The sequence below is a fragment of the Halocynthiibacter sp. SDUM655004 genome (genome assembly GCF_026015885.1).
Taxonomy (GTDB): Bacteria; Pseudomonadota; Alphaproteobacteria; order Rhodobacterales; family Rhodobacteraceae; genus Falsihalocynthiibacter; species Falsihalocynthiibacter halioticoli.
Genome location: NZ_JAPDUG010000001.1, coordinates 229,974 through 243,331, shown reverse-complemented (window position 1 = coordinate 243,331; position 13,358 = coordinate 229,974). Strand labels below are relative to the sequence as shown.

Annotated in this window: 13 protein-coding genes and 1 riboswitch; of the genes, 4 read left to right on the top strand and 9 right to left on the bottom strand. The window is 55.4% G+C overall.

Translation table 11 applies throughout. From position 1 onward, the window contains the following. Positions 1-153 precede the first annotated feature (153 nt). The 3 genes from petA to N9C89_RS01150 are packed head-to-tail and all read left to right on the top strand — an operon-like array spanning position 154 to position 2,864. Positions 154-711, top strand: coding sequence for a ubiquinol-cytochrome c reductase iron-sulfur subunit (petA, locus tag N9C89_RS01160; RefSeq protein ID WP_263951980.1), 558 nt, complete (start codon positions 154-156; stop codon positions 709-711). A gap of 10 nt (positions 712-721) precedes the next feature. Then, entirely contained in the window at positions 722-2,056 is a 1,335-nt protein-coding gene (petB, locus tag N9C89_RS01155; protein ID WP_263951979.1) for a cytochrome b, read from the top strand. A 16-nt stretch (positions 2,057-2,072) separates the two neighbouring features. Further along, complete coding sequence (locus N9C89_RS01150; RefSeq protein ID WP_263951978.1) at positions 2,073-2,864, top strand: cytochrome c1; 792 nt, start codon at positions 2,073-2,075, stop codon at positions 2,862-2,864. Positions 2,865-2,931: 67 nt separating this feature from the next. Here N9C89_RS01150 and N9C89_RS01145 read toward each other — a convergent pair whose 3' ends face one another. Genes N9C89_RS01145 through thiB form a run of 3 tightly spaced genes read right to left on the bottom strand, consistent with a single transcriptional unit; the run spans position 2,932 to position 6,156 of the window. After that, on the bottom strand, positions 2,932-3,627 hold the full coding sequence (locus N9C89_RS01145; protein WP_263951977.1) for an ATP-binding cassette domain-containing protein: 696 nt from the start codon (positions 3,625-3,627) through the stop codon (positions 2,932-2,934). After that, positions 3,614-5,194 carry a thiamine/thiamine pyrophosphate ABC transporter permease ThiP gene (locus tag N9C89_RS01140; protein ID WP_263951976.1) on the bottom strand — a complete coding sequence of 527 codons (1,581 nt, stop codon included), beginning with the start codon at positions 5,192-5,194 and terminating at the stop codon, positions 3,614-3,616. The genes N9C89_RS01145 and N9C89_RS01140 overlap by 14 nt, the downstream gene beginning before the upstream one ends. Beyond that, complete coding sequence (gene thiB, locus N9C89_RS01135; protein WP_263951975.1) at positions 5,170-6,156, bottom strand: thiamine ABC transporter substrate binding subunit; 987 nt, start codon at positions 6,154-6,156, stop codon at positions 5,170-5,172. Before thiB ends, N9C89_RS01140 begins: the two co-directional genes overlap by 25 nt. A gap of 35 nt (positions 6,157-6,191) precedes the next feature. Continuing rightward, positions 6,192-6,290: riboswitch (TPP riboswitch) on the bottom strand. Positions 6,291-6,380: 90 nt separating this feature from the next. On the opposite strand from thiB, the gene aroC reads away from it, so the two are divergent. Then, the gene (gene aroC, locus N9C89_RS01130; RefSeq protein ID WP_263951974.1) at positions 6,381-7,481 is read left to right on the top strand and encodes a chorismate synthase; all 1,101 of its coding nucleotides are present in this window, start codon (positions 6,381-6,383) and stop codon (positions 7,479-7,481) included. Between the two features lie 3 nt (positions 7,482-7,484). Here the strand turns inward: aroC and N9C89_RS01125 are convergent, their stop codons facing one another. The 6 genes from N9C89_RS01125 to ade all read right to left on the bottom strand — a co-directional run bounded on the left by N9C89_RS01125 (position 7,485) and on the right by ade (position 13,351). Further along, positions 7,485-7,892 carry a thioredoxin family protein gene (locus N9C89_RS01125; protein ID WP_263951973.1) on the bottom strand — a complete coding sequence of 136 codons (408 nt, stop codon included), beginning with the start codon at positions 7,890-7,892 and terminating at the stop codon, positions 7,485-7,487. Positions 7,893-7,901: 9 nt separating this feature from the next. Then, positions 7,902-8,615, bottom strand: a complete 714-nt coding sequence (locus N9C89_RS01120) for a cytochrome c biogenesis CcdA family protein (protein ID WP_263951972.1) — start codon at positions 8,613-8,615, stop codon at positions 7,902-7,904. Positions 8,616-8,670: 55 nt separating this feature from the next. Beyond that, entirely contained in the window at positions 8,671-9,549 is an 879-nt protein-coding gene (locus N9C89_RS01115) for a DMT family transporter (protein WP_263951971.1), read from the bottom strand. 90 nt (positions 9,550-9,639) lie between these two features. After that, a complete protein-coding gene (locus N9C89_RS01110) occupies positions 9,640-9,927 on the bottom strand; it encodes an HU family DNA-binding protein (RefSeq protein ID WP_263951970.1) in 288 nt (95 codons plus the stop codon). A gap of 134 nt (positions 9,928-10,061) precedes the next feature. Then, positions 10,062-11,546 carry an AMP nucleosidase gene (locus N9C89_RS01105; protein ID WP_263951969.1) on the bottom strand — a complete coding sequence of 495 codons (1,485 nt, stop codon included), beginning with the start codon at positions 11,544-11,546 and terminating at the stop codon, positions 10,062-10,064. Further along, positions 11,546-13,351 (bottom strand): adenine deaminase, encoded by a 1,806-nt coding sequence (gene ade, locus N9C89_RS01100; RefSeq protein WP_263951968.1) that lies wholly within the window; start codon positions 13,349-13,351, stop codon positions 11,546-11,548. Before ade ends, N9C89_RS01105 begins: the two co-directional genes overlap by 1 nt. Between the last annotated feature and the right edge of the window lie 7 nt (positions 13,352-13,358).

The window sequence follows — 13,358 nt, the reverse complement described above, 5'->3', positions numbered from 1 at the left end:
GAAAACCCCACATTTGAACAGAAGAAGCTATCTGCGCCAGATTGACCGCTAGACGTAGGCGTATCAGACAGCTAAAAGCCGCGATAAGCCAGTTTTGTCCGCAAAGCTGACGTTCGTTTCCGGCCTTGGTGGCCAATAAATGGAGAGATACTCGTGTCCCACGCAGAAGATCACGAAGGCACACGCCGGGATTTCCTGTACTATGCGACCGCTGGTACTGCCACAGTCGCGACTGGTGCAGCCGTCTGGCCGCTGGTCAATCAGATGAATCCCAGCGCAGATGTCCAAGCCCTGGCGTCAATTCGCGTTGACGTTGCGGATATTGAACCCGGCACGCAGCTCACAGTTAAGTGGCTGGGTAAACCCGTGTTTATCCGTCGTCGCACGCAGGAAGAAATCGATGAAGCCCGTGCAGTTGATCTGGGCGATCTTCCAGACAATGAATCGCGCAACGCAAACCACCCCGGCGACGCAAGCGACGAAAACCGTGCGCTCGACGAATCCGGTGAATGGCTTGTGATGATGGGCGTTTGTACGCACCTCGGTTGTGTGCCGCTCGGCGATGGCGCTGGTGACTTCGATGGTTGGTTCTGCCCATGCCACGGTAGCCACTACGACACAGCCGGTCGTATCCGCAAAGGCCCAGCGCCGACAAACCTTCCGGTTCCTGTCGCGGTCTTTGAAGACGAAACAACAATCAAACTCGGATAGGGAGAACGTAATGTCTGGAATTCCTCACGATCATTACGAGCCCAAGACGGGCTTTGAAAAATGGCTACACGAGCGCCTGCCCGTTGTTGGCCTTGTCTATGACACGATCATGATCCCCACACCCAAGAACCTGAACTGGATGTGGATCTGGGGTATCGTGCTGGCTTTCTGCCTTGTTCTGCAGATCGTAACCGGCATCATCCTCGCAATGCACTACACACCGCATGTTGACCTTGCCTTCGCAAGTGTTGAGCACATTATGCGGAACGTAAACGGCGGCCATATGCTCCGCTACCTGCACGCAAACGGCGCGTCTTTGTTCTTTATCGCTGTTTACCTGCACATTTTCCGTGGCCTTTACTACGGTTCCTACAAATCCCCGCGCGAAGTGACATGGATCATCGGGATGCTCATCTATCTTGCGATGATGGCAACCGGCTTCCTTGGCTACGTGCTTCCATGGGGGCAGATGTCCTTCTGGGGCGCGACTGTTATCACAGGCCTCTTTGGTGCGGTTCCGTTCGTCGGCGAAGCAATCCAGACTTGGCTGCTTGGCGGACCTTCGGTTGATAACGCAACGCTGAACCGCTTCTTCTCGCTGCACTACCTCCTGCCGTTTGTGATTGCAGGCCTTGTGATCGTTCACATCTGGGCGTTCCACACGACAGGCAACAGCAACCCGACAGGTGTTGAGGTGCGTCGCGGCTCCAAGAAAGAAGCTGACGCAGACACGCTGCCATTCTGGCCCTACTTCGTGATCAAGGATTTCTTTGCTCTCGCTGTTGTGCTCGTCGTGTTCTTCGCCGTTGTCGGCTTTATGCCAAACTACCTTGGCCACCCTGACAACTACATCGAAGCCAACCCGCTTGTGACACCTGCGCACATCGTTCCTGAATGGTACTACCTGCCGTTCTATGCGATCCTGCGGGCCTTTACTGCGGATGTTTGGGTCGTACAGATTGCTTCCTTCGTTACTGGCGGCATCGTTGATGCGAAGTTCTTCGGTGTTATCGCGATGTTCGCTGCGATCTTTGTAATGGCACTGGCGCCTTGGCTGGATACATCCAGCGTTCGCTCTGGCCGTTACCGTCCGATGTTCAAATGGTGGTTTGCCCTGCTCGCCCTCGACTTCATCGTTCTGATGTGGGCCGGCGCGATGCCAGCGGAGCCTCCGTTCTCCACCATCTCGCTCATTGGCGCGACTTACTGGTTTGCTTACTTCCTCGTTATCCTCCCACTACTGGGTGTAATCGAGAAACCGCTGCAAACTCCTGCGACAATCGAAGATGATTTCAACGCCCACTACCCCAAAGATGCTTCTGATGATGCATCGGCGGCGAAGTGAGAAAGGTTTAGAGACAATGTTTAAGAAACTCACCCTTTCCGCACTGGCTGCTGTCGCTCTGACAGCAGGAGCGGCGAACGCTGCGGGCGACGCTGGACACGTTCACGATGTGGACTTCTCCTTCGAAGGACCATTCGGCAAATACGACCAGAATCAACTTCAGCGCGGCCTCAAGGTCTACACCGAAGTTTGTTCGTCCTGCCACGGCCTCCAGTACGTGCCACTGCGCACGCTGGCTGACGAAGGCGGTCCGCACCTTCCTGAAGATCAGGTTCGCGAATACTCAACACAGTTCGAAGTCTTTGACGCAGAGCTTGATGATTTCCGCGAAGCCAAACCCGCTGACCACTTCCCTGCTTCGGCACTGGAAGAGGCTCCTGACCTTTCGCTCATGGCCAAGAAGCGCGCTGCGTTCCACGGCCCAATGGGTACCGGTCTGAACCAACTCTTCCGTGGCATCGGTGGCCCAGAGTATATCGCCGGTATTCTCACAGGCTACACAGGTGAAGAGAAAGAAGAAGCTGGAACAACATTCTATGAAAACACCGCTTTCCCAGGTGGCTGGATCGCTATGGCGCCACCACTCTACGGTGAGGATGTTGATTTTGACGATGGCCACAGCAACGATCTGCACCACGAAGCAGAAGACCTCGCGGCCTTCCTGATGTGGGCAGCCGAGCCAAAGATGATGGCGCGCAAACAGGTCGGATTCACCGCCGTATTGCTTCTGTCGCTTCTTTCGGTGCTGTTGTTCCTGACCAACAAAAAGCTCTGGGCACCTCACAAAGGCAAAAAGACAAACGTCTAAGCCAGACGCAAAACCAAAAAGAAACGCGCTCCTCGGGGCGCGTTTTTGTTTTCTGAACGAAATTTTATTAATGCCCTAGATAGGCCGCCAACACCGCTGGTGGATGGGCGAGGAGCGTCTCTGTTGGCTTGGGCGGATGAGCGACGCCTTCGGCAACGAGGACCGTTTCATTCGCAATGCGGCGTGCGTCATCCGGATCGTGCGAAACCATAACTAGCGTCGCGTCGGTTTCCGCAGCTAGGGTTGATACAAGCTCCAGCATTTCGGATTTCAAAGCGGGCCCGAGAGCAGCAAAAGGCTCATCGAGCAGCAAGAGAGGCTTTGCCCGTAGCATTAGCCGCGCAATTGCCACGCGGGCATTCTGTCCACCCGAGAGCGACGCAGGCTTTTCATCAGCCTTCTCCGCCAATCGAACCCGCGCCAGAGTTTCCGTAACTTGCGCTGTTTCCGCTTTTGACAACCGCAAATCGGGGCGTAGTCCAAGCCCGACATTCTGCGCCACAGTCAGATGCGGGAAAAGGTTGTTGTCTTGAAACAGAATACTCATCGGCCGGTCACCGGGAGGCACACCGGATAGGCTTTCTCTTTGCCAGCGGATCACGCCCTTTGACGGCTCAAGAAACCCCGCGATGGCCGAAAGCAGTGTGGACTTCCCTGCACCGGACGGACCGATCAATGCGGCTTGTGTGCCGGCTTCAAGCGTAAAATCAGCGGTCAGGCGAAAGTCACCCTGTTCAAGCACCACATTTTCAAACCGAAGCATTCATCCGCCCTCCGCGGTCAAACAGGTAAAACAATCCGAACGACAGCCCCATAAGCAACAAACCCGCGCCCGCCGCCGCCTCCATCCGGTAAGCTCCCATCAGGTCATAAAGCTTGAGCGGCAATGTTGCCTGCTCTGGATCCGCAAAAAGCGCCACAACACCAAGGTCGCCCATCGACAGAGCCGCCGCAAGCCCCGCGACGAACCCGATCGGGCGGCGTAGGCGCGGCAGGGTGAGGTATCGCAGCCGCGCCCAAGACCTTAGACGTAGGCTTTCTGCTAATGGGCCATATTCCGCCTCGCACGCCTCAACTGCAGGCATCAGTGCGCGAGTGACAAAAGGAAGCGCCATTGCAGCATTTACAAGCGCCGTTATCGGCAACGCCCAATCTCGCGGGCTTGCGAAAGGAAAGATCAGAATGAATAGCCCCGCCCCCATCACAAGCGGAGAAACCGCCACAGTGAGATATGCCACCATCTCTCCCAAGGCTCGCGGCGCACCACGCAAACGCGCCAGCCAGAGCGAGAGCGCAAGCCCGAAAGTAACCGCCAAACATGTCGAGGCCAATGCGACCAAGAGCGAGCGTCCTGCGGCAGCCCAGACACTTGCCGGCATCGAGAGAAACCCTGCCGCGCCCTGCATCACCACCATTACCAGCGGCAAACCAAGAAGCAGCACCACGAATCCAAGCCACGCAGCGTCAGCAAGCCGCCCATGCGCGCGATCGTAACGCTGAACCACACGATCAAGCCCCTGCCCTGCATCGTGTTGGCGCGAGAACTTCCACGCCGCAATCGCCGCTGATCCAGAAAGTACAAGCTGAACAACCGCAAGAAGCGCAGCTTTGCTTAGGTCAAAATCAAATCGAAATGCTTGGTAGATTGCCAGTTCCACCGTGGTCGCCTTTGGTCCCCCGCCAAGAGCAAGGGCCACTGCAAAACTTGTGGTGCAGATCAGAAAAATCAGCGCAAAAGTTCCGGGCAACACGCGCCAAAGCATGGGCCGCTCGAGTAGGCGGCCTACATCTCTAGGGCCACCGCCAAGAGAAGCCACCAGCCGAAAATGTTCTGCCGGAATTGCGGCCCATCCCTGCAGGAGAAATCGCACGGCCAGTGGTAAGTTGAAAAATACATGCGCCAAAACCACGCCATGCAGTCCGTAAATTTGAACCGGTGGTAATCCGAACCATCCAAGAACGATGCTGAAGACGCCGGTGCGCCCGAATACAGCAAGCAACCCAAGGATCGCCACGATCACAGGCAAGATGAACGGCGCACCGAGCAACGCGATCATTGTGTGCCGCCCACGAAACTCTCGCCGCGCAAGCGCACGTGCAACCGGAATCGCGAGAACAACGCTCAGGAGTGCAGATAGAAAGGCTTGCGTAACGGTAAACCGAACAGCAACCCAATCAGAACGCGAAAACTGCGCAGCGCTTTCCGCACGAAGGAATACCGCCAAGACAGTCCCCAAACAGAGCAACACCAGCAAAGCGCTGACAATTGCACCCGCCCAAGGAACCAGCCCGCGCAGAACTCCGTTTATTGAGACAGCGCGTTGAGCCACTCGTCCAGTGCCGCGTCACGTACCGCCATTGCATCCCCCGCAGGAAACAAAAGAGCAGAGCTAGGATTCGCCAAGGTTTCAAATCCCGAAGGAAGCCCAGTTTCTGGGGTAACGGCAGGATACATCCAGTTGGTTGTCGGAATAATGGATTGGAACGTGTCACTCACCATAAAGGTCAAGAATTCGTCGGCCAGATCACTTTCTTCGGTATGAGCAACCTTCGCCGCAACTTCGACTTGAAGGTAATTACCCTCGTCAAAAGCCACCGCCGCTTTGGTGGCGTCCTCCTCGGCAATCAGGTGATAGGCGGGGCTGGTGGTATAAGAAAGGACCATATCGGCCTCGCCCTCTAGGAACATTCCGTAAGCCTCGGACCAGCCTTTGGTAACGGTCACAATGTTATCGGCAAGGCCTTCCCAAATTACAGGAGCCTCATCGCCGTAAGCCGCCTTAACCCACATCAGCAGACCAAGCCCAGGCGTTGAACTGCGCGGATCTTGGATAACGATCTGTAGATCGCTATCAGCCAGCGCTTTGAAGTTTTGCGGAACGTCTGGTGTTTTCGTGGTGTCATGCACGAATGCAAAATAGCCCCAGTCATAGGGCAAGAACATCGGATCGCTCCATTCAACCGGTAGATCAAACGCAACATCATCCATGCCGTGATTGGCAAACAATCCGGTTTCGGTCGCCGCCGCGGTGAGGTTCGTGTCGAGGCCAAGGACAACATCCGCCTCTGTGCGGGCGCCTTCGAGCCGTACACGAGCCAACATTGCCGCCCCATCACCGACGCCAACCAGCTTAAGATCACATTCGCACTGCGCTTCAAACGCTTTCTCAACCGCGGGGCCAGGGCCCCATTCGGATACAAAGCTGTCGTATGTGTAAACGATCAACTCCGGTGTCTCGGCCGATGCCATTGAGGCCATCGCCAGACCCGCTGCAATCATGGGAAATTTCATTTCGCGCTCCATCATCTGATGGGCGGATGAAGGGTGGAAACGTCCAATACCTTCCCTCCGCCGATCTTAATCGGTTCAGGTTCAACGGGTCCGCATCTGCATCTCAGCCGTTTCCGGCCCCCCGAGGTTCTTCCACTCCTATGCCCTTGATCCCGTGCAGGCAAGCGATATCCCCTTGAGCCAAGGCCTTGAGGCAGGTACAGAACCTTGAAAAGGAGCCGCATATGTCGATGAACAGCTTTGGACACCTCTTTCGCGTGACAACTTGGGGCGAAAGCCACGGGCCCGCGCTTGGCGCAACGGTTGATGGTTGCCCCCCGAATATCGAAGTCTCCGAAGAAATGTTGCAGCAATGGCTCGACCTTCGCAAACCTGGCCAGAACAAATACACCACCCAGCGGCGAGAACCGGATGCGGTGCGTATTTTGTCAGGTACTTTCGAGGGCAAAACAACCGGAACGCCGATTCAGCTCATGATCGAAAACACGGATCAACGAAGCAAAGACTATGGCGACATTGTCGAAAAATTCCGCCCCGGCCATGCCGACATTACCTATTTCCAGAAGTACGGCATTCGCGATCACCGTGGCGGCGGGCGCAGTTCTGCGCGGGAAACCGCAGCGCGGGTTGCGGCGGGCGGCATTGCACGCGCGGCATTGAAGGCGTTGGTGCCAAACCTCGAGATCAAAGGCTACATGGTCCAGATGGGGCCTCACGCCATTGACCGCAGTAAATTTGATTGGTCCCAGATCGACCAAAACCCATTCTGGACCCCTGATGCAGACACCGCTGCAAGCTGGGCGGACTATCTGGACGGGTTGCGTAAGGCAGGCAGCTCGGTTGGTGCGATTGTCGAAGTTGTGGCCAGAAACGCGCCCGCAGGCCTCGGCGCGCCGGTTTACGCCAAATTAGACACTGATTTGGCAGCAGCGATGATGAGCATCAATGCCGTGAAAGGCGTGGAAATCGGCGAAGGTATGAACGCGGCGGCACTAACTGGCGAAGAAAACGCCGATGAAATTCGTATGGGCGAAAACGGGCCGGAATTCACCTCAAACCACGCAGGCGGAATATTAGGCGGCATTTCCACGGGCCAAGACCTCGTGGTGCGTTTTGCGGTAAAGCCGACATCCTCGATCCTGACCACGCGCAAGACCGTGACCAAAACAGGTGATGATACCGAGATCATCACCAAAGGCCGCCATGACCCCTGTGTTGGTATCCGCGCGGTGCCTGTGGGCGAGGCGATGATGGCCTGCACCCTTTTGGATCACATCCTGCTGCACCGCGGTCAAATTGGCTCTAACCAAGGGCAAATCGGCTAGAATTCAACTAGAAGCAAGAGCTGCATCAAGCAGAGCCTTAATCTCTTTCTTACTGGTTCCGAGCGTCACCCGACCGATTTCTGTATTTCCCCGCAGGGCAACCAGTACCGAGCGGCGCGGGATTTTGAGACGTTTTGACAATGCGTCTTTGGAATATTGATCCCAGTTTACATAGACGAATGTGATCGCGTCGTCATAAGCTGGGTTCTCATCCCGAAGCGCTTCAACTGCGCGTTTTTGTGCGGCGCAGGTTGTGCACCAATCTGTGCCGAAATCGACAAATACAGTTTTCCCCTCGGCCAAGGCTTCGTCGACCAAGCCCGGCTTGTACTCGACTGTTTCACCTGAAATCGCCGCAAACGGCAACGAGACTGCAAGGATTGCACCTGCGATAAAATCTCTTCGTTTCATGAATTCCTCCTAAATAGAGACTGATAAGTCGGTGAACCAAGCAGGCAGATTCTGAACCGCCCAACGCTCGGCAACGATGTGAAGCTCAAGCAAGAGCGCAAGGCCCACGAGAATAAACATCACGCCCATGATGGTGCGGGATTTGCTGGCAAGTTTGCGCATAAATTCACGCCGTTTCAGCAAAGTCGCGCGCGCGCCATATGCCAGAAGCAGAACGATTGTGGCCACGCCAAACGCGAAAAACACCATGATTAGGGTCGCTTTTGCGAGATTCTGTCCTTGAGCGGCCAACGCAATTGCGCCGCCAAGCGTCGGACCGACGCAGGGGCTCCAGACCGCACCAAGGAGAGCGCCGCCAAGGAACTGGCCGCGCAAGGTTGAACGGTCAATCACGTCCATCCCGTGATCCGCGCGGTCCGAAAACCCGGCGGTGGCGAGAGTGAACTTACTGCTAAGCGCGGGGCTAAGCAGCACGACGCCAAAACCAACCATAATGAGCGCGCCAATACGGGCGACATCTTCGGCGAGAATGCCAAACGCAAGCCCCACGCTCGACACAAGAACACCGACAACCACAAAACTGGCCCCAAGCCCCGCAGCAAGCGCCAACGGCCCCTTAGGGCTGGCCTGAAGCGCCGAGGCAAGCACGATCGGCAAGACGGGTAGCACGCAGGGGTTAATGAGCGTGAGCGTTCCGGCAAGATAGGCAAATACAAACTCCATGTATTTGCGCTAGCAGCTTTTGAAAAACCTGTCAGGAGCGCATACGGCTTTGTGATCAAGTTTTGAATTCGGGTTGGCGCGCCAATTGGACCGTAAGAATACCAACCGAAATCACAATCACCCCGATTATATCAAGCGGTCCCAGTGTCTCGCCCAGAAAGAACCACGCCACTGCAACGCCGAGAAACGGATTGAGGAAATGAAACGTGGCTGCGCGCGTTGCGCCGATACGGTCCACCAGTTTGAACCAGATGAATGTGGCCATAACCCCGGGGACAATCACCGTATAGGCAAAGGCCCACATCACACTTTCGCTTGGTGAAACATCAAGGTTCTCGCCAATCAAAAGTGACACAACAGCCAACACTGCGGACCCGACAAACATCTGTAGGCCGACAATCATCATAACGTTGCCGCCCGTCGACGCATTCCGCATCACAAGTGTGGCCGTCGCCAATCCCGCGACACCGATGATGCAGTAAACAAATCCAATAGGGTCTATTCCGCCTGAAAACCGCGATCCCATGATCAGAACAGTTCCGGAAAAACCAACCGCTAGCCCAACGACTGCCATCCGCGAAAGCCGCTCACCAAGGATCGACCAACTGGCAAAAGCAACCAACAGAGGCATGGTCGACGCTATGATCGACGCAAGGGATGCCTCAATCCGAGTCATCGCCGAAAAGAACAGCCCGAGATAGAGCGCGTTTTGGCAAATCCCGAACACAATCGTTGCCTTCCACTGAGCGCGGGTCAGCCGCCATGTTTGCCCCAATGCAAGCGCAATCGAAACCGCAATGACTCCAGACAGAAGGAACCGCAAAGACAGCGCTGCAAGTGGCGGTGCCTCGCTCACGATTATTCGCGCAGAGGTAAACGCCGAACTCCACGCAAAGGCAAAAGCGAGCCCCATCAACAACGACCGAATATCCATGGTGCCCTCGCGCGATATTGCCAAAGAAAAGGGCCGCCAGAAGCGACCCTCGAAATTCTTGATGGCCTAATGGCCGAAGCGTTATTGGCCTTAGCCGTTTACGCTGTCTTTCAGAGCCTTCGCGATTGTCATCTTAACAACCTTGTCGGCATCTTTCTTGATCTGCTCGCCAGTGGCAGGGTTGCGAACCATACGCTCAGGACGCTCGCGGCAGTAGATTTTGCCAACGCCAGGAAGCGTAACTGCGCCACCTGCGGAAACTTCGCGCGTGATGATCGCGATAACAGCATCAAGAGCACCGGAAGCGGATTTCTTGTCTGTACCCATTTCTTCTGCCAGCGCTGCTACAAGCTGGGTCTTTGTCATTGGTTTTGCCATTTTTAGGTCTCCTCGTTCTGCCCTGAATATTGGGCCTCATTGACGGCATTTAACTGAATATTGTTACGCGACACAACGTTTAGTGGTGCAAATATCCACTTTTTCGCTGATTTTTTTGGAAAAATGACCCGAAGTCATAGGAAAGCGGTCTCATCGAAGCTTCGGAGCTTACGTGAATGGATACGTTCAAGCGGCATCTCGCGCAAGCTCTCCATTGCCCGAATCCCTATTTTTAAGTGCCGAGCGACCTGTGTTTTATAGAAGTCGCTCGCCATTCCGGGAAGTTTCAGCTCGCCGTGCAACGGTTTATCCGAGACGCACAGCAAGGTTCCATAGGGCACACGGAAGCGAAAGCCGTTGGCGGCAATTGTCGCGCTTTCCATATCAAGCGCGATTGCACGGCTTTGGCTAAGGCGCTGCACGGGGCCGGAGTGATCGCGCAGCTCCCAGTTTCGGTTATCGATTGTCGCAACTGTCCCGGTCCGCATGATCCGTTTAAGGTCATACCCTTTCAACAGTGTTTCGCTCGCCACGGCACCTTCCAAGGCAATCTGGATTTCGGCCAGCGCTGGAATCGGCACCCACGGCGGCAGGTCATCATCCAGAACGTGATCCTCACGCAGATACCCATGCGCCAGCACAAAATCCCCAAGGCTTTGAGAGTTTCGCAGCCCCGCACAATGACCAACCATCAACCATGCATGCGGACGCAAAACGGCAATGTGGTCGGTCGCTGTTTTGGCGTTGCTTGGGCCGACCCCAATATTCACGAGCGTGATACCAGAGCTATTCTCGCGCTTGAGGTGATAGGTCGGCATCTGGGGCAATTTCACCGGCGCGTCGAGTGGTGCGTCCGGCGCAGTGATGATGGTGTTTCCGGTGCTGACAAATTCGGTATAGCCGCTGTCAGGATCAGCGAGCATCTCGCGGGCATAGGCTTCGAACTCATCCACATAGAACTGATAGTTGGTAAACAGGATGTGGTTCTGAAAGTGCTCCGCGTCAGTCGCCGTATAATGCGCCAAACGTGCAAGCGAATAATCCACACGCTGCGCGGTAAATGGCGCGAGCGGCCCAGTTCCGTCGGGTGCGGGGCTGGCATACCCATTGACGATGTCATCATTGGTTGTCGCCAAATTGGGTACGTCAAAAATGTCGCGCAGAGGATAGGCCATCGCGCCATCTTGTGGCACCGTCACATCCGGATCGTTCGCTACCGCAAAATGAACCGGCATTGGTGTATCGGAAACGCCAATAGATACGGGCACGCCATGATTTCGGATCAACAACCCGATCTGTTGCGTAAGATATGCTTTGAACAGGTCGGGGCGCGTAATTGTTGTTGCATAGGTTCCCGGCTCGGCCACATGGCCAAACGACAGGCGGCTATCAGATTTGGCAAAGCTCGTGGTAGTAATCCGGATCTCTGGATAATAGGCCCGATAGCGCGCGTCGGGCAGCGGCCCGCCTGCTTTTGCGCTGAACTTCTCACTCAGATAATGCGTTGCCTCCTGATACAATGCGATCAGGCGCTCTACGGCCTCCTCTGCATTGTCAAAGCTCTCGTGCCGTGTTTTTGGCGGTGTGTGAACGGGCAAGTCGATATCTGCTGCTCTCATTAATGATCCTCAAATAGGTCTGTAATTTCAAATTTCGTAACATCTACCAAGCCAAGGTCGCTTATCCGCAGTTCAGGGATAACAACCAGCGCAAGTAGAGAGTGTTGCATGTAGGCATTGTTGAGCGAACAACCACAGGCTTCCATGGCCTTGACCATATGCTCGGCCTTCGCCGCGACCGTTGCGGCCGGTTCATCCGACATAAGCCCTGCAATCGGCAATTCAACCAACGCAAGCTCTTGCCCATCCTGAAACACGGTAATGCCGCCCCCGACTTCGCCAAGCCGGTTCGCCGCCGCCGCCATATTGGCGCGGTCGGTTCCGACGACGATCATATGATGGCTATCATGAGCGACGGTCGAAGCTATCGCCATCTTGCCTTTGTAGGAAAAGCCGGACACGAAACCATTGGTAACGCCGCCGGTGCCCCTGTGCCGCTCAACGAGTGCGATCTGGCAAACGTCCTGCGCTTCGTCCGGTTCCACGATACCATCGATCACACCAAGATCGCGGGTAAGCGCCTTGGTTGGCGCTTGGTTTTCAACAACACCGATAACCTTTGCCGTTACTTTATTCGCGCCGCTTGGCGCAGAGATTTCAAAGTCGGATTCGACCCTATCCCGCCCCAAGTTGACTGTTTTGCGGGCCTTGTCCGGCCAATCAAGATGTGGGCAGTCGACCAGTATCTCTCCATCTTTCGCAACCGTATCGCCACGCGCAATTACCCGTTCAATCGGCAACGTCTTTAGATCAGAGGTTAAGATCACATCTGCCCGACGACCCGGAGCAATAGAGCCTAATTCACGCTCTAGGCCGAAATGCGTCGCCGTATTGATCGTTGCCATCTGAAGGGCAACAACAGGGTCACATCCGCAGGCAATTGCATGGCGCACAACGCGGTTCATATGGCCATCATTAACCAAAGTGCCCGAATGGCTGTCATCGGTGCACAGGATAAAACTGCGCGGGTCCAATCCTTTCTCGGTAACGGCTGTGATTTGGCTTTCAACATCATACCAAGCAGAGCCTAGCCGCATCATGTGCCGCATCCCTTGACGCACGCGAGCAATTGCATCGGCCTCGCAGGTTCCCTCGTGGTCGTCCGCAGGGCCACCGGCAGCATAAGCATGAAATGCAGGACCAAGGTCAGGGCTGGCGTAGTGGCCACCCACGGTTTTGCCCGCATTCTGGGAAGCGGCGATCTCGGCAAGCATCTTGGCATCGCCATGAATTACACCCGGGAAATTCATCATTTCTCCAAGCCCAATGATACCGGGCCAGCTCATGGCCTCAGCCACGTCTTCGGGCGAGATTTCAAAACCAGTTGTCTCTAACCCAGGAGCGGAAGGCGCACAGCTTGGCATCTGTGTAAATACGTTAATAGGCTGTAATAGAGCCTCATCATGCATCAAACGCACCCCTTCGAGGCCAAGGACATTGGCGATCTCGTGGGGGTCAGTGAACATGCTCGTGGTGCCATGCGGAATGACGGCCCGAGAAAACTCTGCGGGGGTCAGCATTCCACTTTCGATATGCATATGGGCATCACAAAGGCCGGGGATCATATAGGCCCCATCGGCGTCGATCACCTCTGTAGTATCACCAATGCAATGGCTCGCATCCGGCCCGCAATATGCAAACCGACCATCGGCAATCGCCAGATCCGAACTCTTTAAAATTTCGCGTGTATGAACGTTTACCCAAGTGCCATTCTTGATGACGACATCTGCGGCGCTCCGCCCTGCAGCAACTGCAACAAGCCGCGCAGCACTTTCGGGCCATGATTTTAGAGATTGATTTTCCATGCACCAA

What these genes read in the sequence shown, in the direction of transcription:
- petB (WP_263951979.1), top strand. Translation starts at nt 722, where the DNA reads ATGTCTGGAATTCCTCACGATCATTACGAGCCCAAGACGGGCTTTGAA.
- N9C89_RS01150 (WP_263951978.1), top strand. Translation starts at nt 2,073, where the DNA reads ATGTTTAAGAAACTCACCCTTTCCGCACTGGCTGCTGTCGCTCTGACA.
- N9C89_RS01145 (WP_263951977.1), bottom strand. Translation starts at nt 3,627, where the DNA reads ATGCTTCGGTTTGAAAATGTGGTGCTTGAACAGGGTGACTTTCGCCTG.
- thiB (WP_263951975.1), bottom strand. Translation starts at nt 6,156, where the DNA reads ATGAAATTTCCCATGATTGCAGCGGGTCTGGCGATGGCCTCAATGGCA.
- aroC (WP_263951974.1), top strand. Translation starts at nt 6,381, where the DNA reads ATGTCGATGAACAGCTTTGGACACCTCTTTCGCGTGACAACTTGGGGC.
- N9C89_RS01125 (WP_263951973.1), bottom strand. Translation starts at nt 7,892, where the DNA reads ATGAAACGAAGAGATTTTATCGCAGGTGCAATCCTTGCAGTCTCGTTG.
- N9C89_RS01120 (WP_263951972.1), bottom strand. Translation starts at nt 8,615, where the DNA reads ATGGAGTTTGTATTTGCCTATCTTGCCGGAACGCTCACGCTCATTAAC.
- N9C89_RS01115 (WP_263951971.1), bottom strand. Translation starts at nt 9,549, where the DNA reads ATGGATATTCGGTCGTTGTTGATGGGGCTCGCTTTTGCCTTTGCGTGG.
- N9C89_RS01110 (WP_263951970.1), bottom strand. Translation starts at nt 9,927, where the DNA reads ATGGCAAAACCAATGACAAAGACCCAGCTTGTAGCAGCGCTGGCAGAA.
- N9C89_RS01105 (WP_263951969.1), bottom strand. Translation starts at nt 11,546, where the DNA reads ATGAGAGCAGCAGATATCGACTTGCCCGTTCACACACCGCCAAAAACA.
- ade (WP_263951968.1), bottom strand. Translation starts at nt 13,351, where the DNA reads ATGGAAAATCAATCTCTAAAATCATGGCCCGAAAGTGCTGCGCGGCTT.